Origin of the sequence: Blastococcus sp. PRF04-17, from assembly GCF_023016265.1 — a bacterium.
Classification (GTDB): Bacteria; Actinomycetota; Actinomycetes; order Mycobacteriales; family Geodermatophilaceae; genus Blastococcus_B.
The window spans coordinates 2,184,798-2,206,226 of the sequence record NZ_CP095412.1 but is presented as its reverse complement, the minus strand read 5'-3'; the positions used below and the strand labels follow the sequence as shown (position 1 = coordinate 2,206,226).

Annotated in this window: 24 protein-coding genes and 1 pseudogene; 18 read left to right on the top strand and 7 right to left on the bottom strand. The window is 71.9% G+C overall.

Translation table 11 applies throughout. The features are described from left to right. The first annotated feature begins 28 nt into the window (after positions 1–28). From MVA48_RS23440 to MVA48_RS11175, 8 genes are read left to right on the top strand one after another with little or no spacing between them, the layout of a single operon-like run. Complete coding sequence (locus MVA48_RS23440) at positions 29–799, top strand: aldehyde dehydrogenase family protein (protein WP_256461150.1); 771 nt, start codon at positions 29–31, stop codon at positions 797–799. After that, positions 739–1,608, top strand: a complete 870-nt coding sequence (locus MVA48_RS23435; RefSeq protein WP_256461149.1) for an aldehyde dehydrogenase family protein — start codon at positions 739–741, stop codon at positions 1,606–1,608. Before MVA48_RS23440 ends, MVA48_RS23435 begins: the two co-directional genes overlap by 61 nt. A 59-nt stretch (positions 1,609–1,667) precedes the next feature. Beyond that, positions 1,668–2,288: a hypothetical protein gene (locus MVA48_RS11200; protein ID WP_246988820.1), complete on the top strand. Its 621-nt coding sequence runs from the start codon at positions 1,668–1,670 to the stop codon at positions 2,286–2,288. Between the two features lie 37 nt (positions 2,289–2,325). After that, complete coding sequence (locus MVA48_RS11195; RefSeq protein WP_246988818.1) at positions 2,326–3,147, top strand: formate/nitrite transporter family protein; 822 nt, start codon at positions 2,326–2,328, stop codon at positions 3,145–3,147. Positions 3,148–3,196: 49 nt separating this feature from the next. Beyond that, positions 3,197–4,105, top strand: a complete 909-nt coding sequence (locus tag MVA48_RS11190; RefSeq protein ID WP_246988816.1) for an ABC transporter ATP-binding protein — start codon at positions 3,197–3,199, stop codon at positions 4,103–4,105. Then, on the top strand, positions 4,102–4,914 hold the full coding sequence (locus MVA48_RS11185) for a hypothetical protein (protein WP_246988814.1): 813 nt from the start codon (positions 4,102–4,104) through the stop codon (positions 4,912–4,914). The genes MVA48_RS11190 and MVA48_RS11185 overlap by 4 nt, the downstream gene beginning before the upstream one ends. After that, positions 4,908–5,753 (top strand): HipA family kinase, encoded by an 846-nt coding sequence (locus MVA48_RS11180; RefSeq protein WP_246988812.1) that lies wholly within the window; start codon positions 4,908–4,910, stop codon positions 5,751–5,753. Before MVA48_RS11185 ends, MVA48_RS11180 begins: the two co-directional genes overlap by 7 nt. Before the next feature lie 7 nt (positions 5,754–5,760). Beyond that, positions 5,761–6,147 (top strand): DUF3037 domain-containing protein, encoded by a 387-nt coding sequence (locus MVA48_RS11175; protein ID WP_246988810.1) that lies wholly within the window; start codon positions 5,761–5,763, stop codon positions 6,145–6,147. Positions 6,148–6,199: 52 nt separating this feature from the next. Here the strand turns inward: MVA48_RS11175 and MVA48_RS11170 are convergent, their stop codons facing one another. From MVA48_RS11170 to MVA48_RS11145, 6 genes are all read right to left on the bottom strand, one after another. Next, positions 6,200–6,493 carry a 4a-hydroxytetrahydrobiopterin dehydratase gene (locus tag MVA48_RS11170; protein ID WP_246988808.1) on the bottom strand — a complete coding sequence of 98 codons (294 nt, stop codon included), beginning with the start codon at positions 6,491–6,493 and terminating at the stop codon, positions 6,200–6,202. A 25-nt stretch (positions 6,494–6,518) separates the two neighbouring features. Then, positions 6,519–7,229, bottom strand: coding sequence for a phosphoadenylyl-sulfate reductase (locus tag MVA48_RS11165; RefSeq protein ID WP_246988806.1), 711 nt, complete (start codon positions 7,227–7,229; stop codon positions 6,519–6,521). Continuing rightward, on the bottom strand, positions 7,226–7,396 hold the full coding sequence (locus MVA48_RS11160) for a hypothetical protein (RefSeq protein ID WP_246988803.1): 171 nt from the start codon (positions 7,394–7,396) through the stop codon (positions 7,226–7,228). The genes MVA48_RS11165 and MVA48_RS11160 overlap by 4 nt, the downstream gene beginning before the upstream one ends. Further along, positions 7,393–9,063, bottom strand: coding sequence for a nitrite/sulfite reductase (locus MVA48_RS11155; protein ID WP_246988802.1), 1,671 nt, complete (start codon positions 9,061–9,063; stop codon positions 7,393–7,395). The genes MVA48_RS11160 and MVA48_RS11155 overlap by 4 nt, the downstream gene beginning before the upstream one ends. A 248-nt stretch (positions 9,064–9,311) precedes the next feature. Continuing rightward, on the bottom strand, positions 9,312–9,836 hold the full coding sequence (cysC, locus tag MVA48_RS11150) for an adenylyl-sulfate kinase (protein ID WP_246988800.1): 525 nt from the start codon (positions 9,834–9,836) through the stop codon (positions 9,312–9,314). Positions 9,837–9,867: 31 nt separating this feature from the next. Continuing rightward, the gene (locus tag MVA48_RS11145; RefSeq protein ID WP_246988798.1) at positions 9,868–10,344 is read right to left on the bottom strand and encodes an RrF2 family transcriptional regulator; all 477 of its coding nucleotides are present in this window, start codon (positions 10,342–10,344) and stop codon (positions 9,868–9,870) included. A 34-nt stretch (positions 10,345–10,378) separates the two neighbouring features. On the opposite strand from MVA48_RS11145, the gene MVA48_RS11140 reads away from it, so the two are divergent. Beyond that, the gene (locus MVA48_RS11140; protein WP_246988796.1) at positions 10,379–11,134 is read left to right on the top strand and encodes a (deoxy)nucleoside triphosphate pyrophosphohydrolase; all 756 of its coding nucleotides are present in this window, start codon (positions 10,379–10,381) and stop codon (positions 11,132–11,134) included. 126 nt (positions 11,135–11,260) lie between these two features. Continuing rightward, positions 11,261–12,142: an endonuclease domain-containing protein gene (locus tag MVA48_RS11135; protein WP_246988794.1), complete on the top strand. Its 882-nt coding sequence runs from the start codon at positions 11,261–11,263 to the stop codon at positions 12,140–12,142. A gap of 84 nt (positions 12,143–12,226) precedes the next feature. Here MVA48_RS11135 and MVA48_RS11130 read toward each other — a convergent pair whose 3' ends face one another. After that, the gene (locus tag MVA48_RS11130) at positions 12,227–12,397 is read right to left on the bottom strand and encodes a CsbD family protein (RefSeq protein ID WP_246988792.1); all 171 of its coding nucleotides are present in this window, start codon (positions 12,395–12,397) and stop codon (positions 12,227–12,229) included. Positions 12,398–12,761: 364 nt separating this feature from the next. Between MVA48_RS11130 and MVA48_RS11125 the strand changes: the two genes are divergently transcribed. The 8 genes and pseudogenes from MVA48_RS11125 to MVA48_RS11090 all read left to right on the top strand — a co-directional run. Beyond that, positions 12,762–14,426, top strand: a complete 1,665-nt coding sequence (locus MVA48_RS11125; protein ID WP_246988790.1) for a peptide ABC transporter substrate-binding protein — start codon at positions 12,762–12,764, stop codon at positions 14,424–14,426. Positions 14,427–14,584: 158 nt separating this feature from the next. Further along, complete coding sequence (locus tag MVA48_RS11120) at positions 14,585–15,508, top strand: ABC transporter permease (protein ID WP_246988788.1); 924 nt, start codon at positions 14,585–14,587, stop codon at positions 15,506–15,508. Then, complete coding sequence (locus tag MVA48_RS11115) at positions 15,501–16,451, top strand: ABC transporter permease (RefSeq protein ID WP_246988786.1); 951 nt, start codon at positions 15,501–15,503, stop codon at positions 16,449–16,451. The genes MVA48_RS11120 and MVA48_RS11115 overlap by 8 nt, the downstream gene beginning before the upstream one ends. Further along, the gene (locus MVA48_RS11110; RefSeq protein ID WP_246988784.1) at positions 16,448–17,500 is read left to right on the top strand and encodes an ABC transporter ATP-binding protein; all 1,053 of its coding nucleotides are present in this window, start codon (positions 16,448–16,450) and stop codon (positions 17,498–17,500) included. Before MVA48_RS11115 ends, MVA48_RS11110 begins: the two co-directional genes overlap by 4 nt. Continuing rightward, positions 17,493–18,569 (top strand): ABC transporter ATP-binding protein, encoded by a 1,077-nt coding sequence (locus tag MVA48_RS11105; RefSeq protein ID WP_305852309.1) that lies wholly within the window; start codon positions 17,493–17,495, stop codon positions 18,567–18,569. Before MVA48_RS11110 ends, MVA48_RS11105 begins: the two co-directional genes overlap by 8 nt. A 54-nt stretch (positions 18,570–18,623) precedes the next feature. Then, positions 18,624–19,607: an ABC transporter permease gene (locus MVA48_RS11100; protein ID WP_246988782.1), complete on the top strand. Its 984-nt coding sequence runs from the start codon at positions 18,624–18,626 to the stop codon at positions 19,605–19,607. Positions 19,608–19,622: 15 nt separating this feature from the next. Beyond that, positions 19,623–20,585, top strand: coding sequence for an ABC transporter permease (locus tag MVA48_RS11095; RefSeq protein ID WP_246988780.1), 963 nt, complete (start codon positions 19,623–19,625; stop codon positions 20,583–20,585). Beyond that, positions 20,527–21,411 (top strand): annotated as a pseudogene (locus tag MVA48_RS11090) (ABC transporter ATP-binding protein); the annotation flags it as partial. The gene MVA48_RS11095 and the pseudogene MVA48_RS11090, both read left to right, overlap by 59 nt. Between the last annotated feature and the right edge of the window lie 18 nt (positions 21,412–21,429).

Sequence of the window (21,429 nt, the reverse complement as noted above, 5' to 3'; positions counted from 1 at the left end):
CCGGCTACCCGCGGGTAGGGGAGCCGGTATGACGACGACAGCCCCGACCTCGCCCGTCGCCACCAGCCCGCTCGAGGCCGCCCTGGTGGGGCGGCTGGCCGGCCTGGTCACCGCCGCGCCGGAGCGGCCACGGCAGACCTCGTACGCGCCCTTCGACGGCGCGGTGGTCGGCGAGGTGCCGACGTGCACTGCCGAGGACGTCCAGGAGGCGCAGCGTCGCGCGCGGGCCGCGCAGCGCGCCTGGGCCGCCCGCCCGCTGGCCGACCGGTGCGCGGTGATGCTGCGCTTCCACGACCTGATCCTCGAGCGGCAGGAGCTGGTGCTCGACGTCGCGCAGGCCGAGACGGGCAAGGCGCGGGTGAGCGCGTTCGAGGAGCTCGCCGACGTCGCGATGACCGCCCGGTACTACGCCCGCTCCGCGGCACGGCACCTCCGTCCGCGCCGCCGGCAGGGGGCACTGCCCGTGCTGACCCGGACGGTCGAGCACCACCACCCGAAGGGGCTGGTCGGCGTCATCAGCCCCTGGAACTATCCGCTGACCCTCGCCGTGTCCGACGCGATCCCGGCCCTCCTCGCCGGCAACGGCGTCGTCCTCAAGCCCGACGCGCAGACCCCGTTCACCGCCCTGATCGCGGTGGAGCTGCTGTACGAGGCCGGCCTCCCGCAGGAGCTGTTCCAGGTGGTCACCGGCGCCGGCCGCGATCTCGGGACCCCCTCATCGAGGGCGTCGACTACCTCATGTTCACCGGCTCGACCGCGACCGGGCGGATCGTCGCCGAGCAGTGCGCCCGCCGGCTGATCGGCTTCTCCGCCGAGCTCGGCGGCAAGAACCCGATGCTCGTGCTCGCCGACGCCGACCTGGACAAGACGGTGGAGGGCGCGGTGCGCGCCTGCTTCTCGAACTCCGGCCAGCTGTGCATCAGCGTGGAGCGGATGTACGTCGAGGACGCGGTCTACGACCGCTTCGTCCCGGCGTTCGTCGAGCGGGTGAGGAACATCCGGCTCGCGGCCGGGCTGACCTGGGACGCCGAGATGGGCTCGCTGGTCAGTCAGGACCAGCTCGACGTCGTCTCCCGCCACGTCGACGACGCGGTGGCGAAGGGGGCTCGGGTGCTCGCCGGTGGCCGGGCGCGTCCCGACCTCGGCCCGCTGTTCTACGAGCCGACGGTGCTGGAGGGCGTCACCGACGAGATGGAGCTGGCCCGTGACGAGACCTTCGGGCCGGTCGTCGCGGTGAGCCGGGTCCGGGACGTCGACGAGGCCGTGGAGCGCGCCAACGACACCTGCTACGGGCTGAACGCCAGCATCTGGTCGACCTCCGCGCACGGCGCCGAGGTGGCCACGCGCATCCAGGCCGGCACGGTGAACGTCAACGAGGGCTACGCCGCCGCGTGGGCGTCGCACGACGCGCCGATGGGCGGGATGAAGGACTCCGGAGTCGGCCGCCGGCACGGCCGCGAGGGGATCGTCAAGTACTGCGAGACCCAGACCGTCGCCGTCCAGCGGGTGCTGCCGGTCGGTCCGCTGCCCGGGCTGCCGCTGGAGCGCTACGCCACGGTCATGACCGCCGGGCTCAAGGTCCTCAGGCGGGCGCGCTTCCTCGACTGATCGGGCGCCGTCGTCGCTACCCTTCCCTCAGGCGCACATCGCCAGGCGGGAGACGGCTCATGGCCGACGACAACCAGCTCCGGCAGGACCTCCTCTGGCGCATCGAGGCGCGCCGCGCCTCGGTGCAGGCCTTCCTCCGCGCCCACCGGCCGCGGACCCGGCGGCGGGCCACCATCACCGTCGTCCTCAGTTCGATGGCGGCGGTCTTCACCGCTGGACCGGCGTTCGGCGGCGAGCCGTTCGCCGAGACCGTGCAGGACATGTTCGGGCTCACCACCGACGAGCCCGTCTGGCGGGTGCTCTGCCTGCTCGCGCTGCTGGTGTCCGTGGGCGCCGCGGTGCTGACCAACCTCGGCAAGTCCCAGGACGACGTCGCGAGGCTCAGCAGCGCCGAGGCGGCGAACGCCGAGCTGGAGGGACTGGCCAGCCTCCTCCAGTACGGCCACCTGTCGGTCGACGACGGCGTGAAGCTCTACCAGCAGTACAGCGTCAAGATCCCGTTCGTGGACGACCAGCCGCAGCCGGTGCTCCACGCGTCACCCCAGCACTACCCGCCGCAGCACTACCCGCCGCAGTACTACACACCGCAGCAGTACACGCCACCTGCCCCCGGCCACTACGTCCCTCCGCCGGCTCCCGGTCCTCCGCCCGGGCCCTACCCGCCGACGCCCCGTCGCTGAGGTGTGCCCGCAGCGGCGGCGCGGGTAGACGGGCGCGGTGAGCGCCGATCGGACCCGGGAAGAGCTCGGCACGACAGACGCTCCGGCCGAGGACGAGCTCGCCCAGGCCTTCGACCGGATCGTCGACGAGGGGGCGCAGCGGCTGCACCGGTCGTGGCGTGAGGTGCTGACGACCGGACTGGCGGGTGGCCTCGAGGTCGCCATCGGTGTGCTGTCCCTCCTGGCGGTGTACGCCGAGACCGGCAGTCATCTGCTGGCCGGCCTGGCGTTCAGCATCGGGTTCATCGCGCTGCTGCTGGCCCGCAGCGAGCTGTTCACCGAGGGATTCCTCGTGCCGGTGACCGCAGTGGTCGCCGGCCGGGCCGCACCGCGTCAGCTGGCGAAGCTGTGGGGCGGCACGCTGGTCGCCAACCTTGTGGGCGGGTGGGTCGTCATGTGGCTGATCGTCCACGCCCTGCCACCGCTCGGGACGACGGCCGTCGAGTCGGCGATCGCGTACGTCGACGCGCCGCTGGACCTGCGGGCGGTCTGCCTGGCGTTCCTGGCCGGCAGCGTGATCACGCTCATGACCCGGATGCAGCACGGCGCCCACAGCGAGGGCGGAAAGATCGTGGCGGCGGTGGTGGGCGGGTTCGTCCTGGCGGGCCTGGGGCTCTTCCACTCGATCCTGGACTCGCTGATCATCTTCGGCGCGCTGCACGCCGGGGCGCCGTTCGGCTACGCGGACTGGCTGGCCTGGTTCTGGTACACGACGCTGCTGAACATGGCCGGCGGCCTTCTGGTGGTCACGCTCCTACGCCTGGTGCGCAGCAAGGACCTCATCGAGCGCGAGCGGGCCGCGGCCCAGAACGGCCGCTGACGGGGGCGCGCCTCGCGCCTGGCTCCGACGGCGCTGGTCATGCGGGCCGGTGATCGAGCTCGTCGGCCTGACCAAGACGTACCGCCGCCGGGTCGCCGTCGACGACGTCACCGTGACCATCGAGCCCGGGCGGGTCACCGGCTTCCTCGGCCCCAACGGCTCGGGCAAGACGACGACGATGCGCTGCATCCTCGGGCTCACCCGGCCGACGGCCGGCTCGGCGACGGTGCTCGGCCGGCCCTACCGGGAGCTGGACCGGCCGCTGCGCTCCGTCGGCGCGCTGGTCGAGGCCCGCGCCCGGCATCCCGCGCGCACCGCCTACGCGCACCTGCTCGTCCTGGCGGAGAGCAACCGGCTCCCGCGGGACCGCGTGGACGAGGTGATCGAGCTGGTCGGACTGGCCGACGTGGCGCACGACCGGGTGGGCGGCTTCTCGCTCGGCATGGGCCAGCGGCTCGGCATGGCGGCTGCGCTGCTCGGCGACCCCGAGGTGCTGCTCGACGAGCCGGTCAACGGGCTCGATCCCGAGGGGATCCGGTGGATCCGCGACCTGCTGCGCCACCTCGCCGGCGAGGGGCGGACGGTCCTCGTCTCGAGCCACCTCATGAGCGAGATGGAGGACACCGCTGACCACCTCGTCGTGCTCGGGCGCGGTCGGCTGCTGGCCGACGTGCCGATGGCCGAGCTGCTCGGCCGGCACTGCGCGGTGCGTGTGCGCACCCCACAGTCCGTGGCGCTGGCCCAGGCGCTCGGGCACGCGGGCGCGCGCGTGGAGCGGGCGGTCGACGGCGCCCTGCTGGTCGAGGGCCTGAGCGCCGCAGAGGTCGGTGACGTGGCCTACGCCCGGGACGTCCCGGTGCACGAGCTGGCCCGGGTGACCGCCTCGCTGGAGGCGGCGTACCTCGCGCTGACCGGCGACCATGTCGACTACCCGGTCGAGTACCGGGCGGCGCCGTGACCGCGTTGCTGCGCAGCGAGTGGACGAAGCTGTGGTCGGTGCGGTTCGCCGCCTGGTGCACCGCGGTGTTCGTCCTCGTCGTGTGCGCGTCGGGCTGGCTGGCCGCCGCGGGCACGCAGACGTCGCCGCGACCGGAGCTGGCGGTGGAGACGGCGCTGACCGGCTTCGGCTTCGGGCAGCTCGTCCTCGTCGTCCTCGGCGTGCTGGCGGTCACCAGCGAGTTCGGCACCGGCAGCGCGCTCGCGACGTTCACGGCGGTGCCCCGGCGCACCCGGCTGCTGGTGGCGAAGACGCTGGTCCTGGCCGCCACGGTCGCCGTCCTCTCCGGCGCCCTCGGGCTGCTGTGCGCCTTCGCCGCCGGCCGGCTCACCGAGGTCCCCGGCGGGGTGTCGCTGCTGGGCCGGCCCGTGCTGCAGGTCGTCGGCCTCCAGATCGCGGCTGCCACCCTCATCACGGTGCTGGCGCTGGCGGTCGGCACGGTGCTGCGGTCGTCGGCCGGCGGCGTCGGCGTGGGCATGGGGCTGGTGTTCTTCGTCCCCCTCCTGGTCGCCCTGGCGCCGGAGCGCGTCGCCGAGCTGGCGAGGGTCATGCCGGCCCTGCGCGTGGGGCGGGACACCTTCCTCGCCGAGGCGACCAGCTGGCAGGTGGGCACGGCGGTCACGGCGGCCTGGGCCGCCGGCGCGTGGGTGCTCGCGGTGGTCGTGCTGGAGCGGCGCGACGTCCAGCCCTCGGGACGTCGCCGCACGTGTGTCCCGTGGAGCTGGAGCTCCAGCCGCAGCGCACCCCGTAGGTTGGACCCACTGTGCTGACCGCCGTCACCGCCACCCGCTACGTCACCCCGCTGCGCGAGGGTGGCTCGCTGCCCGGGCTCATGGAGGCCGACGACCTCGGCACGTACGTCGTCAAGTGGCGGGCCGCCGGCCAGGGGGTCAAGGTCCTGGTCGCCGAGGTGGTCTGCGGCGAGCTGGCTCGCGCGCTCGAGCTGCCCGTGCCGACGCTGGTCACGGTCGACGTGGCCCCGCAGCTGGCGGTCGGGGAGCCGGACGTCGAGGTGCAGGAGCTGCTGCAGCGCTCCGCGGGCCGCAACCTCGGGCTGGACTACCTGCCCGGGGCGCTGGACTTCGAGGCCGGTGCCGACGGTGTCGACCCCGGGCTGGCCGGGCGGGTGCTGTGGTTCGACGCGCTCATCGGCAACGTCGACCGGTCGTGGCGCAACCCCAACATGCTCTTCTGGCACGGCCGCCTGCAGCTGATCGACCATGGCGCCGCGCTGACCTTCCACCACCACTGGCCCGGTGCCGCGGCCGCGGTGAGCCGCCCCTACGACGCATCCGCCCACGCGCTGGTCGAGTGCGACCCCGACGTGCCGGCCGCCGACGCCGCGCTCGCCCCACGCGTGGACCGGAGGCTGCTGGACGGCGTCCTGGCCCTCGTGCCCGACGAGTGGCTGGAGGGCGAGTCGGCCGAGGAGCCCCCGGCCGCCGTGCGCGCCCGCTACGCCGACCAACTGCTCGCCCGGCTGGCCGCCCGCGACGCCTGGCTCCCCGGGCTGGTCGACGCTGCCCGGGCGGGCGCGGGAGGCCGCCGCCGCGCGCCGCGGGGGAGAACCGGCCGTCGTGGCTGGGCCCGCCGCCACCGGAGGGAGTGAGCCAGCGGTGAGGGACACCTTCGAGTACGCCGTCCTGCGGGTGGTGCCGCGGATCGAGCGGGGGGAGTCGCTCAACGCCGGTGTCCTCGTCTACTGCCGGCAGCGCGACTACCTCGGCTCCCGGGTGCACCTCGACGTCGCCCGGTTGCACGCCCTCGACCCGACGGCGGACGCCGAGGCCATCGGGCGGGCGCTGCAGGCGGCCGCCGACGTCTGCGCGGCCGAGCCGGGTGCCGGTGCGGCCGGGCGCGAGGCGCTCGGCTCGCGGTTCCGATGGCTGACCGCGCCGCGCAGCACCGTCGTCCAGCCCGGCCCGGTGCACACGGGGCTGACCGCTGATCCGGACGCCGAGGCCGACCGTCTCCTGCGCCTGCTGGTGCTGCCGGTCGCCTGACCTGCGTCGATGCAGCCGCTGCAGGGACTCGTCCTGGTTGCAGCCGCTGCAGTCAGCCGGGCAGCAGGGCGTCGAGGCGGCGGGCCAGTTCCAGGTCGAGTTCGCTGACCCCGCCGGCCGAGTGGCTGACCAGGGTCAGGTGCAGCGTCCGCCAGCGCAGGTCGATGTCGGGGTGGTGGTCGAGCTCCTCGGCCACGTCGGCGATCGCGACGATCGCGGCGACGGCGGCCCGGAAGCTCGGCAGCTCGACGGTGCGCCGGATGCCCTCGCCGTCGCCGGACCAGTGGGGCAGGTCGAGCAGGGCTGCGGAGACCTCGCCGGGGGAGAGACGTGGTGGTCGCGGCATGAGCCCGATCCTGCCCCGCACCGGCTCAGGAGTGGATCCCGCACTCGATCTTGCCGCGTCCGGCCCACCGGCCGGCCCGGGCGTCCTCGCCGGGAGCGACCGGCCGGGTGCACGGCGCGCAGCCGATGGAGCCGTAGCCCAGCTCGAACAGCGGGTTCACCGGGATCTGGTGCTCGGCGACGTAGGCGTCGACGTCGTCCTGCGTCCAGGCGGCGATCGGGTTGACCTTGACCATGTCGCGCTTGGCGTCCCAGTCGACGAGCCGCGTGCCCGCCCGGGTGGCTGCCTCGTCGCGGCGGACGCCCGAACCCCAGGCGACGTAACCGGCCAGCGTCTCCGCCAGCGGGGTCACCTTGCGCAGCGAGCAGCAGAGGTCGGGGTCGCGGTCGTGCAGCTTCGGCCCGTGCTCGGCGTCCTGCTCGGCCACGGTCTGCGACGGCGTGACGTTCACGAGGGTCACGGGGAGGACGCCGGTGATCCAGTCGCGGGTGCCGATCGTCTCGGCGAAGTGGTAGCCGGTGTCGAGGAAGATGACGTCGACCCCCGGGCTCGCGGTCCCGGCCAGGTGGGCCAGCAGACCGTCGGCCATGGACGACGTGATCGCGAACCCCTTGCCGAACGTCTCCCCGGCCCAGCCGAGCACCGCCAGCGCCTGCTCGACAGGGTCGGCGATGTTCTCGAAGCGGGCGTCCGCCGCGGCAGCCAGCTCCGGCGTCGGCCGCATGGCGATGGTCACTCCTGCACCCCCGTCGCGATCAGGCGGACCGTGAAGGCCCGCAGGCAGGCGCCGCAGCGCCAGGCGTCCGAGCTGTCCCCGTGCGGGGAGAGCTCCTCGTCGCCGCAGTACGGGCAGTGGAACACCGGCAGCTGCCGGGCCCTTCCCGTGCCCGCCTCCTCGCTCACAGCAGCCAGTCCTCCTCGGCGCGGGCGACGTAGTGCGCGAAGGACTCGCCGTCGGTCCGCCGCTCCTGGAAACCGCGCAGCACGCGCTCGCAGTAGTCCGCGGTCTCGGCCTTGGTCACCTTGTGGCCGCGGAACTTGCGGCCGAAGGTGGCCTCGACGCCGAGGTGCCCGCCGAGGTGCACCTGGAAGCCCTCGACCATCTCGCCGGAGTCGTCGCGCACCATCGAGCCCTTGAAGCCGATGTCCGCGGTCTGGAACCGGGCGCAGCTGTTCGGGCAGCCGTTGACGTTGATCCCGATGGGCACGTCGAAGTCGGGCAGCCGCTTCTCCAGCTCGGCGTAGAGGTCCTGGGCGTGCTGCTTGGTCTCGACGATGGCGAGCTTGCAGAACTCCAGGCCGGTGCAGGCCATCGTGCCCCGGCGGAAGGCACTCGGCCGGACCTGGAGGTCGTGCTCGGCCAGGGCCGCGACCAGGGCCTCGACCTTCTCGTCCGGGACGTCGAGGATCACCAGCTTCTGCTGGGTCGTCGTCCGGATGCGACCGGCGCCGTACTCGTCGGCGAGGTCGGCGATGCGCGTGAGCAGGGTGCCGCTGATGCGGCCGGTGCGCAGCGCGAATCCGACCGCGTTGTTGCCGTCCTTCTGCCGGGCGACGCCGACGTGGTCACGCTGGTCGTGCTTGGCCGGTGCGGGGGCCGGGCCGTCGGGGAGCGCCTCGTGCAGGTACTCGTCCTGCAGCACCTGGCGGAACTTCTCCGGGCCCCAGTCGGCCATGAGGAACTTGATGCGGGCACGGTTCCGCTGCCGTCGGTAGCCGTAGTCGCGGAAGACGGCGGTGCACGCCGCCCAGACGTCGGTCACCTGGTCGGGCCGCACGAACACGCCGATCCGCTGGGCGAACATCGGGTTCGTGGACAGGCCGCCGCCGACCCACAGGTCGTAGCCGGCCTCGCCCGCCTCGTTGACGACGCCGACGAAGGAGACGTCGTCGATCTCGGGCTCGGTGCAGTGGTCCACGCACCCGGACATCGACGTCTTCCACTTGCGGGGCAGGTTGCTGAACTCCGGGCTGCCCACGTACTTCGCGACGGTTTCGGCGATGACGTCGGTGGCGTCGACGACCTCGTCCTCGAGGATCCCGGCCAGCGGGCAGCCGAGCATGACGCGCGGCACGTCGCCGCAGGCCTCCATGCTGCTCAGGCCGACCGACTCCAGCCGCCGCCAGATCTCGGGCACGTCCTCGATGCGGATCCAGTGGTACTGCACGTTCTGGCGGTCGGTGACGTCGGCGACGTCCCGGCCGAACTCGGTGCTGATGCCGCCGATGGTGCGCAGTGCCTCGCTGGTCAGCTGCCCGCCGTCGATGCGCACCCGCATCATGAAGTAGGAGTCCTCGAGCTCCTCCGGTTCCAGGACGGCGGTCTTCCCGCCGGGGATGCCCTGTGCCCGCTGGGTGTAGAGGCCCATCCAGCGCATGCGCCCGCGCAGATCGCCGGGGTCGATGCCGTCGAACCCGGTGTGCTGGTAGATGTCGAGGATCCGCTGCTGGACGGTGAGCCCGTCGGCGTCCTTCTTCATCCGCTCGTTCGGGTTGAGCGGTTCCCGGTAGCCCAGAGCCCACTGGCCCTGACCGCGTTGCGGGCGGTTGCTGGTGCGGGGAGTGGTCACGTCGTGCTTCTTCCTGCGCTCACCGACCCCTGCGGCGCTCGGCCGGACTGGGGGAGGCGCTGCAGATCGGGGGAGGGCAGCGGGGGCTGCGCCGGGGACCGGGCTCAGCGCTGAGCGGGACAGGCGGCGCTGGACACCAGCGCCAGGTCGATGTGCAGCCGCGCCACGAGCAGGCTGCCGGCATCGGTCACCGGTCGATGGTCCCACACGACGGGCCCTGCGTCGGTGTGACCCAGGAGACAGTCGGCTCAGGCGGTCATGGCCGCGCGGATGCGGGCCACCGACTCCTCGAGCGGGACGACCGACGTGTCGACGACCACCTCCGCCCGGGACGGCGGCTCGTAGGGGTCGCTCACCCCTGTGAACTCCGGAATCTCACCGGCGCGGGCCTTGGCGTAGAGGCCCTTCACGTCGCGCTGCTCGCACACCTCGAGCGGCGTCGCCAGGTGGACCAGGACGAACCGGCCGTGCTCCTCGACCAGCGCCCGGGCCTGTTCCCGCGCCGCCTCGTAGGGGGCGATCGCCGCGACCACGACGGTGCCGCCGTGGCGCACGATCTCGCCGGCGACCCACCCGATCCGCGCGATGTTCAGGTCGCGGTGCTCCCGGGAGAACGTCAGCTCGCTGGACAGGTGCGTGCGCACGACGTCGCCGTCCAGCACCGTCACCTGCCGGCCCTCCGCCTCCAGCTGGGCGACCAGCGCGTCGGCGATCGTCGACTTGCCCGCACCCGACAGCCCGGTCAGGAAGACGGTGACGCCGCTGCTCGACATGGCGCCCAGTGTTCCAAAACGCGGTGGCGGGTCAGCCGGTCGGGCCGTCGTCCCCGAAAGAGCGCCAGGCGCTCTCCAGCTCCACGAGCTCGGCGACGTGGTCGGGCAGCTTGCCGGCCACGACGTCGGCGAGCGTGACCTCCTCCAGGACCCGGCGATAGGTCTCGCGGGCGGCGACCCACACGCTGGCCAGTGTCGCCGCGTTGCCGGGGTACTCGACGTCCTCGGGGCGCTTGCCCTGCACCTCGGCGAGGAACCCCTGCTCCACGCGCATGACCCGGGCGATGGAGATCTCCGAGGGGGGCAGGGCGAGCCGGTAGCCGCCCTCGCGCCCGCGCTGGCTGGTCACCAGCCGGGCGTGCTGGAGGTCCCCGAGGATCGACTGCAGGAACCGGGCCGGGATGCCCTGCGCGGTGGCGATGCGCTCGGCGGTGAGGCTGTCGGGGGCCGCGGCGGCCAGCTCGAGGGCCGCTCGGACCGCGTAGTCGACCCGGGCAGTGATGCGCACGGGGTCATCGTGCCTGGTCTGGGAGGCTGGAACGGTGTTCCGCCTGTGTTTCACCACGATGGTGGAGGCGCCGCTGACCGTCGCCTTCGACGTGGCGCGCGCCCTCGGGCGGCCCTGGCCGGTACCGCTGGAGGAGGTCGAGTCGGCGCGCCCGGCACGCGACGTGTACTCCGCCCCGGTCGGCCGCGGCCGGGTCATCCACAGCCGGACCTTCTCCGCGACGGGGGAGGGCACCCGGGTCGACGAGCAGGTCGAGTGGAACTCCGGCCTGCCCGCCGTCCTCGCCGTCGCCGCCGACCCGCTCCTCCGCCGGCGGGTGGCTCGCGCGATGCGCGCCCACCTCGACGCCTACGCGGCCGCGGCGGCCCGGGCTGCGCTCGACGTCGTCCAGGTGGTCGGGGCGGCCATCGTCGACGGCGAGCGGGTGCTCGTCGCGCAGCGTTCCGGCGGCCCGTACGACGGCTGCTGGGAGTTCCCCGGCGGCAAGGTCGAGCCGGGGGAGTCCGACCTGTCGGCGCTGGTCCGGGAGATCGGCGAGGAACTCGGTGTGGTGATCGAGCCGGGGGAGTTCCTCGGCGAGGTTCTCCTGGACGGCGTCGTCGGTGGCGGGGAGCCGGGCGTGTCGACGCTGCGGGTCTGGTCGGCGCGGCTCGGGGGCGGCGACCGGCCGTCCGCGCGCGAGCACGCGCAGCTGCGCTGGCTGGCCGGCGTCGAGCTCGACGACCTCGACTGGATCCCGGCCGACCGCCCGCTCCTCCCCGCGGTCCAGGCCCTCCTCCACCGACCCTGACCCGCCACCCCGCTTTCTGTACCGAAAGCGCAGGGGACGGCCCGGCTTTCGGTACAGAAAGCTCGAGGGTGCGGGTCCCTGTGGACGACGGGGGCTCCGGACGGCGCCATGAGCCACGCTGCGAGCGTGAGACGTCCACCGCAGGTGCTCGGCGGGATCTTCCTCGGTTCGCACGCCGTCGCGGCCGGAGCCGTCACCCGGGCCCAGCTGCAGTCGGGGCTCTATCGCCGCCTCTTCCAGAACGTGTACGCGGACCCGGGCCTGCGGGCGGACCACCGTCTCCACGCCCGTGGCGCGATGCTGGTCATGCCGCCCGATGCCGTGCTGGGCGGCCGGTCCGCTGCTGCCTGGTACGACGCCCCGTTCGCCGGGCCGCAGGAATCGGTGCTCGTCGTGGTACCGCCCGAATCGGCTTGGAGGGGGCCCCGGGGCATCCGGGTGCACCGAACGGGTGTGGGCCCTGCGGAAGTGGTCACGATCGATGACGCGCGCGAGCACGTCCGGCTCACCTCCCCTCTGCGGACGGCGTGGGAGGTCGCGACCCAGGAGTCGATCCCGACCGCGGTGGCGCTGCTCGACGCCATGACACACGCCGGCCATGTCGACGCCCGCTCGCTGGATCGCCTGGGACGAGCGCGGCGGGGTGCGTGGGGAGCACGACGCTTCGCGACAGTCACCTCACTCGTCGACGGGCGCAGTCAGAGCCGGCCCGAGTCGCTGGTCCGCGTGGCGTGCGTCCGGGCCGGGCTTCCCGTGCCCGTTCCGCAGCACGTGGTGATGGACGGAGACGTGTTCCTCGGCCGGGTCGACCTGGCGTGGCCGGACGCGCGGCTCATCGTGGAGTACGAGGGCGCACACCACTTCGAAGAGCTCCAGATCCAGCAGGACGACCGGAGATACGCGCGCTTGGTGGCGGCAGGGTGGCGAGTGATCCGGCTGAGTGCTGCCGACCTGCGGGACCTGGACGCAGTGGTCGCACGCATCCGTGCGCTTCTCGGCCTGCGCTGAGCGCACGTCGACCGCGTCCCGGCCTTCCGTACCGAAAGCCGGGACGCGGACCGTCGCTTTCTGTACCGAAAGCGGGGAGAGGGCCTACTTGAAGGCGTCCTTGACCTTCTCGCCGGCCTGCTTGAGGTTGCTCTTCGTCTGGTCCTTCTGGCCGGCGGCCTGCAGGTCGCGGTCGTTCGTCGCGTTGCCCAGGGCCTCCTTGGCCTTGCCGCCGAGCTCCTCCATCTTGTTGTTGGCCTTGTCCTCGCCGCTCATGGCTGCCTCCTGGTCTCGGAACACGTGTCCGCACACCGTTACCCGGGGCCCGGCCGGCCGAACCCTGTCCCCGGAAGGCCTGCGGTCTTCGGGCCCTGCCGGCGGAATCGCGTGACCCCTGCACGCCTCTCCGGGTGTGGAAGTTACGGTTGCGCGGCGGTTCGTGAGCTTTAGTCACAATTCGATGACCTTCGTGGTCGGGCCTTCCGATGGCTGCCTAGGGTTCACACCGTCCCGACGAGGGACCGAGGCGTCCCTGGTGTGGACCTGCTCGTGATCGATCAGACGCCCGTCGGCCCGATGGCCGCGGGCGGAATCCTGTCCGTTCCCCCCGCCGACGTGCGGGTCGAGGGAGGCATTGCACGTGAAGTTGACCAAGCGGAGCAGTTCGCTCGTGGCGACGGCCGTCGCCGCCGCGATGCTGATGACTGCCTGTGGTGGCAGCGACGAGGACACCGGCGGCGAGGGCGGCGACCCCACCGCGCAGAGCGGCGGCTCGTTCAGCATCTACATCGGCGAGCCCGAGAACCCGCTCGTCCCCGGCAACACCAACGAGACCGAGGGCGGCCAGGTCGTCGACTCGCTCTTCACCGGGCTCGTGCAGTACGACCCCGAGACCAACGAGCCGACCTTCAACGGTGTCGCCGAGTCGATCGAGTCCGACGACGCCACGACCTGGACCGTCACGCTCAACGACGGCTGGACGTTCCACGACGGCAGCCCGGTGACCGCGCAGTCCTTCGTCGACGCGTGGAACTACACCGCGTACAGCCCGAACGCCCAGGGCAACAGCTACTTCTTCAACCACGTCGTCGGGTACGCCGACCTGCAGGCGCCGACCGACGCCGAGGACAACCCGATCGGCGACCCGGCCGCCACCGAGATGAGCGGCCTGCGCGTCGTCGACGACCTCACCTTCGAGGTCGAACTGGACGCGCCGTACGCCCAGTGGCCGACCACCGTGGGCTACACCGCCTTCTTCCCGCTTCCCGAGGCGTTCTTCGACGACCCCGAGGGCTTCGGCGAGCAGCCGATCGGCAACGGCCCGTTCCAGGCCGAGGAGCCGTTCGTCCCCGGGCAGGGCATCACCCTCACCCGCTACGACGACTACGCCGGCGAGGACAAGGCCAACGCCGACGAGGTCACCTACGCGGTCTACGCCGAGCTGGAGACCGCCTACACCGACCTGCAGGGCGGCAACCTCGACATCATCGACACGCTGCCGCCGGACGCCATCCCGTCGGCCGAGGACGAGTTCGGTGACCGGGCCATCGAGACCGTGCAGGGCGACATCACCTCGCTCGGGTTCCCGACCTACGACGAGCGCTACTCCGACCCGCGGGTCCGTCGCGCCATCTCGATGGGGATCGACCGCGAGGCGATCACGGAGGCCATCTTCAGCGGCACCCGCCAGCCGGCGACGTCGTTCATCAACCCGGTCGTCGCCGGCCACCGGGACGACGCCTGCGACGTCTGCGAGCTGAACGTCGACGAGGCCAACGCCCTGCTCGACGAGGCGGGCTTCGACCGGACCCAGCCGATCGAGCTGTGGTCCAACGGTGGTGCCGGCCACGAGGCGTGGATGGAGGCGATGGGCAATCAGCTCCGCACCAACCTCGGCGTCGAGTACGTGCTGCGGATGGAGCTGGACTTCTCGGAGTACCTCCCGCTGCGCGACGCGAAGGGGATGACCGGCCCGTTCCGCGAGGGCTGGATCATGGACTACCCGGTCGCCGAGAACTTCCTCGGCCCGCTGTACGCCACCAGCGCCCAGGCGCCGGCGGGGTCGAACACGACCTTCTACGGCAACCCGGAGTTCGACGACCTCATCCGTGAGGGCAACGGCGCCGACAACGACGAGGACGCCATCGCTGCCTACCAGGCCGCGGAGGACCTGCTGATCCAGGACATGCCGTCCGCGCCGCTCTGGTACCGCGTCAACATCGGTGCGCACTCGGAGAAGGTCGAGAACGTGATCATCGACGCCTTCGGTCGCATCGACGCCGCGGCCGTGCGGGTCATCGGCTGACCAGGTAGCAGGACCCGTACCACTCCGCACCATCCGCCGGGGGCGGCCGACCTCACCGAGGACGGACGCCCCCGGCGGCACGCGTGCTCCTGCGGGATGGAGCACGATGGACCCGGCGCCGGCCCGACCGGCCGGCGCGCACGAACCAGAGGGGGGACATGGGGCGCTACGTCGTTCGCCGACTGCTGCTCGCCATCCCGGTCCTGATCGGTGCCTCGTTCCTGATCTTCGCGATGGTGTACGCCCTCCCCGGGGACCCGATCCGGGCGCTGGGCGGGGACCGGGCGCTGCCCCCGGCCGTCGTCGCTGCGCTGACCGACGAGTTCAACCTCAACGACCCACTGGTCGTCCAGTACGTGAAGTACGTCGGCGACCTGCTGCAGGGCGACCTGGGCACCGACTTCCGCGGCCGCGCGGTCGAGGACACCATCGCCCAACGGCTGCCGGTGACGGTCCGGCTGACCGTCACCGCGATCGCGTTCGAGGCGCTGATCGGCATCGTCGCCGGCGTCCTCGCCGGCATCCGCCGCAACGGCTTCATGGACAACCTGGTGCTCGTCTCGAGCACCGTCGTCGTCTCCATCCCGATCCTGGTCCTCGCCTTCGTCGCCCAGTTCCTCCTCGGTCTGCAGCTGGGCTGGTTCCCGATCTCCGGTATCAGCCAGGGCTGGTACAGCTACCTGCTGCCCGGTCTGGTGCTCGCCGCCGGGTCGCTGGCCTACGTGGCGCGACTGACGAGGACCAGCGTCGCGGAGAACCTGCGGGCGGACTACGTGCGGACGGCGCGGGCCAAGGGCCTGCCCAACCGCACGATCGTGGTGCGGCACACGCTGCGCAACAGCCTCATCCCCGTCGTCACGTTCATCGGCGCGGACATCGGCACGCTGATGGGCGGAGCGATCGTCACGGAGACGGTGTTCAACCTGCCCGGCATCGGTCGGGCCATCTTCGACGCCGTCCGGGCGCAGGAGGGTGCCGTCGTGGTCGGCATCGTCACCCTCATGGTGTTCTTCTTCATCTTCTTCAACCTGGTGGTCGACGTGCTCTACGCCGTCCTCGACCCGAGGATCCGCTATGACTGATCGGCAGCAGGCCGACCTCCGGCACGACGAGGTCGTCGCCGGGACGACGACGGGCCTGGCGGCGCCGGACGTCGACGTGACCAAGGAGCGGCAGAACAGTCTGTGGAGCGACGCCTGGCGCGAGCTGCGGCGCAACGTGCTCTTCTGGATCGGGGCGTTCCTCGGCGGGCTGTTCCTCCTCGTCGCGGTCTTCCCGTCCTTCTTCGCCCGCGGCGCGGACCCGCGGGCGTGCGACCTGGCCAACAGCAAGCAGGCGCCGTCGGCGCAGCACTGGTTCGGGTACGACCAGCAGGGCTGCGACTACCTGGCCAACGTCGTCCACGGCGCCCGCAACTCGCTGATCATCGGGCTCCTCGCCGTGCTGGTGATCCTCGTCCTCGGCGTGGTGGTGGGGGCCGTCGCCGGCTTCTTCGGTGGCGTCACCGACAGCGTGCTGGCCCGCCTGACCGACGTCTTCTACGCCATCCCGTTCATCCTGGGTGCCATCGTCGTCCTCCGGAGCGGCATCGTCGGCCGTGGCGTCGTCGCCGTCGCGATCGCGCTCGCCGCGTTCGGCTGGATGACGGCTATGCGGCTGGTGCGCTCCCAGGTGATCGCGGTGAAGAGCTCGGACTACGTCGCGGCCGCACGGGCCATGGGCGCCTCCAGCTGGCGGATCCTGGTGCGGCACATCCTGCCCAACGCCGTGGCGCCGGTGCTGGTGTACACGACGATCACCATCGGGGTGCTGATCGCGGCCGAGGCGACCCTGACCTTCCTCGGCGTGGGGCTGCAGCGGCCGGCGATCTCCTGGGGCCTGCAGATCGAGAACGGGCAGTCGCTGCTGCGCAGCGCGCCGCACCTGGTGTTCTTCCCCAGCCTGGTTCTCACCCTGACCGTGATGGCCTTCATCATGATGGGCGACGCGCTCCGCGACGCCCTCGACCCGAGGCAGCGCTCGTGACCATCCTGCCCAGCTCGGAGCTCGATGCCCGGCGCGGCGAGCCCGGTGCGCCGATCCTGGCCGTCGAGGACCTCCACGTGGAGTTCCGCACCCGCGCCGGTGTGGTCAACGCGGTCAACGGCATCAGCTACACCGTGTCGGAGGGGGAGACGCTGGCCATCCTCGGCGAGTCCGGGTCGGGCAAGTCCGTCTCCGCCCAGGCGATCATGGGCATCCTCGACAGCCCTCCCGCACGGGTGCCGCGCGGGGAGATCTGGTTCGAGGGGCGCAACCTGCTGACCCAGTCCGCCGAGGAGCAGCGCAAGGTCCGCGGCCCGGGCATCTCGATGATCTTCCAGGACGCGCTGTCCTCGTTGAACCCCGTGTACAGCGTGGGCTACCAGATCGGCGAGATGTTCCGCGCGCACCGGGGACTGAGCAAGAAGGAAGCGAAGAAGCGCGCCGTCGAGCTGATGGACCGCGTCCGCATCCCGGCGGCCGCCGACCGGGTCAACGACTATCCGCACCAGTTCTCGGGCGGCATGCGGCAGCGCGTGATGATCGCGATGGCCATCGCGCTGGACCCCCGCATCCTCATCGCGGACGAGCCGACGACCGCCCTCGACGTGACGGTCCAGGCGCAGGTCATGGACCTGCTCAAGGACCTGCAGCGCGAGACCGGGATGGGTCTGGTGCTCATCACCCATGACCTCGGCGTCGTCAACGAGGTCGCCGACAACGTCGCGGTCATGTACGCCGGGCGCATCGTCGAGCGCGGCACCGTCACCGACGTCTTCGACAACCCCGCCCACCCCTACACCGAGGGCCTGATGAACTCGGTGCCGCACGTGGAGGCGAAGGGTGGCCGGCTGCAGCCGATTGCCGGGCAGCCGCCCAGCCTCGCGCGGATCCCGTCGGGGTGCCCCTTCCACCCCCGCTGCGCCCGCCGGCGCCTCGGCGCGGATGCGGCTCCCGGCCGTGACTGCGCCGGTGACGTGCCGCCGCTGCGGGTCGTCGTCCCCGGCCGGGAAGCTGCCTGCCACTACAGCGAGGAGGTCCTCGGTGTCTGACCTCACCGACGCCGACGTCGCCGCCGCCAGGGCGGCGGCAGCGCCGCCGACCCCGCCGACCGGGGAGCCGCTGCTGGAGGTGCGCGGCCTGAAGAAGCATTTCCCCCTGACGCAGGGCATCGTCTTCAAGCGGACGATCGGTCACGTCCGTGCCGTGGACGGCGTCGACATCCGGCTCGGCCGCGGAGAGACGCTGGGTCTGGTCGGCGAGTCCGGCTGCGGGAAGTCGACGACCGGCAAGCTGATCGTCGCCCTGGAACGGCCCACCGACGGGCAGATCCTCTACAAGGGACGGGACGTCGCACGGATGGGCGCCCGCGCCCTCAAGGCCTACCGCCGTGAGGTCCAGATCATCTTCCAGGACCCGTACGCGTCGCTGAACCCGCGCATGACCGTCGGCGACATCGTCGCCGAGGGCTGGTCGGTGCACGCCGACATCGCCCCCCGTCAGGGCCGGCTCAAGCGAACGCAGGACCTGATGGACCGGGTCGGCCTCAACCCCGACTTCGTGAACCGGTACCCGCACCAGTTCTCCGGCGGTCAGCGGCAGCGCATCGGCATCGCCCGCGCCCTGGCCCTGCAACCGGAGGTGATCGTCTGCGACGAGCCGGTGTCCGCCCTCGACGTCTCGGTGCAGGCGCAGGTGGTCAACCTGCTCGAGGACCTGCAGGACGACTTCGGCCTGTCCTACCTCTTCATCGCCCACGACCTGTCGGTCGTGCGGCACATCTCCGACCGGGTCGCGGTGATGTACCTCGGCAGCGTGGTGGAGGAGGGCAGCGACGTCGACGTGTACGGGTCGCCGTCGCACCCGTACACGCAGGCGCTGCTGTCGTCGGTGCCGGTGCACCAGCCGCAGCTGCGCGGGCTCAAGGAGCGCATCCTGCTGCAGGGCGACGTGCCGAGCCCGGCGAACCCCCCGTCCGGCTGCCGCTTCCGCACCCGGTGCTGGAAGGCTCAGGAGATCTGCGCCGAGGAGCCACCCGCGCTGGTCGACCGCGGCCAGGGGCACGCGTCGGCGTGCCACTTCGCCGAGGCGCGGGCCGTGGTCCCGATCGAGGCCGGCTAGCACCGACGTCCCGGCCGCGAGGCCATCGACCTGCACATCGAGCGGAGGGCATCAGTGGGGCGGTTCCTGCTCCGACGACTGGCCAACTACGTCGTCCTGGTCCTGGTGGCGACGACCCTGGCGTACTTCGTCGCGTCACTCGCGCTGAACCCCCGCGCGCGGTACGAGGGCCGCAACCCTCCGGTGCCGGCGGCGGTGATCGACCAGCAGCTGACGGCGTACGGAGTCAACGACAAGGACCCGTTGATCGGCCGCTACGTCGACTGGATGGGCGGCGTCGTCACCGGTGACTTCGGCAAGACGGTCACCGGCGGCGACATCAACGACCAGCTCGGCTCACGCGCGCTGGTGAGCCTCCGGCTGCTCCTGCTCGGCTCGATCATCGGGGCCGTGCTCGGGGTCCTGGTCGGGGTGGCGAGCGCGATCAAGCAGTACAAGTTCACCGACAAGTTCTTCACCGCCTTCTCGTTCCTGTTCATCGCCACCCCGGTGTTCTTCACCGCGGTGCTGCTCAAGTTCGGTGCCGTGAAGCTCAACCAGGCGGCCGGGACGACGCTGCTCTACTACACCGGCTACGAGACGCCCGGCCTCGACGCCGGTTTCTGGGGCACGGTCAAGGACCAGGTCGCCCACCTGATCCTGCCGACGCTGTCGATCGCCCTCGGGCTGATCGCCTTCTTCTCCCGGTACCAGCGCAACGCGATGCTCGACGTCATGGGCAGCGACTTCCTCCGGACGGCGCAGGCCAAGGGGCTCACCCGCAGGCGGGCGCTGTACAAGCACGGGTTGCGCACCGCGCTCATCCCCATGGCGACCCTGCTGGCGTTCTCGTTCGGCACGCTCGCGGTCGGCGCCACCTTCACCGAGAAGATCTTCGGCTGGCACGGGATGGGGGAGTGGCTGGTGGACTCCATCCGCGGCAACGACATCCACGTGACGGCGACGGTGGCGCTGTTCACCGCCGTGTTCATCCTCTTCTCGGGATTCCTGTCCGACGTCCTCTACGCCGTTCTCGATCCGCGCGTGCGGGTCACCTGAGGGTGAGGAACTGACATGTCGCTACCCGCAGACCCCCTGCTCATCGCCGACGACGACTCGCTCAGGGACACGCCGCGGGAGACCGCGTCCGGCCCCGACGTGGTCGTCCGGGGACGCCGTCAGCTCGTCCTGCGCCGCCTGCGACGCAACAAGGCGGCCATGGCCTCCCTCGTCGTGCTGGCGCTGCTGTTCGTCGCCGCCTTCGTGGGTCCCCGCGTCTACGAGGCGATCACGGGGTGGACCTACGGTGACCAGGACTTCACCGCCTTCCTGCAGCCTCCGTCGGCCGACCACTGGTTCGGCACGACCCAGATCGGCGGCGACGTCTTCGCCCTGACGATGCGGGGGCTGCAGAAGTCGCTGCTCATCGGGCTGCTGGTCGCGGTCATCTCCACCGGCCTGGCCGCCGTGGTCGGTGCCGTCGCCGGCTACTTCGGCGGCTGGGTCGACCGCGTCCTGATGTGGATCGTCGACCTGCTGCTGGTGATCCCCTCCTTCCTCATCATCGCGATCATCAGCGGCAACCTGCGGGGCGCCAGCTGGCTGGTGCTGGTGTTCCTGATCGCCGTCTTCGCGTGGATGATCACCGCCCGCATCGTCCGCGGCATGACGCTGAGCCTGCGCGAGCGGGAGTTCGTCCAGGCCGCGCGCTACTCGGGGGTGTCCTCGGCGGGGATCATCTTCCGGCACCTGATCCCGAACATGAGCTCGCTGCTGATCATCGACGCCACCATCGCGGTGGCCACGGCGATCATCGCCGAATCGGGCCTGTCCTACTTCGGGTTCGGCGTCAAGCCGCCGGACGTCTCGCTGGGCACGCTGATCGCCGACGGCACCCGGTCGGCGTTCACCTTCCCCTGGCTGTTCATGTTCGCCGGTGGCCTGCTGGTGCTCACCACGCTCGCGGTGAGCGTCTTCGGTGACGGTCTGCGCGACGCCCTCGACCCGGCCTCCAAGCGCGCGGGAGCCACCAAGTGACCCTCAGGGAGGAGCAGCTCGCGGGGACGCCGGACCCGGCCGCCCCCTGCTCGAGGTGAGGGACCTGACCGTCGAGTTCCCCGGCGACGACGCCGTCGTCCCGGCGGTCCGCGGGCTGAGCTACACGTTGGCACCGGGCGAGGTCCTCGGCATCGTCGGCGAGTCCGGGTCCGGCAAGTCGGTGTCCTCGCTGGCCGTCATGGGCCTGCTGCCGGAGTCGGCGACGGTGGCCGGCAGCGTCCGGCTGCACGGCCAGGAGCTGGTCGGGCTGCCCGACCGGCAGCTGGCCAGGATCCGCGGCAACAAGATCGCGATGGTCTTCCAGGACCCGCTGTCGGCGCTGACGCCGGTCTACTCGATCGGCGACCAGATCGCCGAGACCGTGCAGGTCCACCGCGGGGTGTCGAAGGACGACGGCTTCGCCCGCGCGGTGGAGCTGCTCGACGCGGTGGGCATCCCGAACGCCCGCGAGCGGGCCAAGGCCTACCCCCACGAGTTCTCCGGCGGCATGCGGCAGCGCGTGATGATCGCGATGGCGATCGCCAACGACCCCGACGTCCTCATCGCCGACGAGCCGACGACGGCACTGGACGTGACCATCCAGGCGCAGGTGCTCGAGCTGCTGGACAAGGCGCGGGAGATCACCAACGCCGGGACCATCATGATCACCCACGACCTCGGGGTCGTGGCGGGCATGGCCGACCGGATCGTGGTCATGTACGCCGGAAAGGCGGTGGAGAGCGGCGCCGTCGTGCCGGTCTACGCCGATCCGCGGATGCCGTACACGATCGGGCTGCTCGGCTCGGTGCCGCGACTCGACCGGCCGGGCGAACCCCTGACCCCG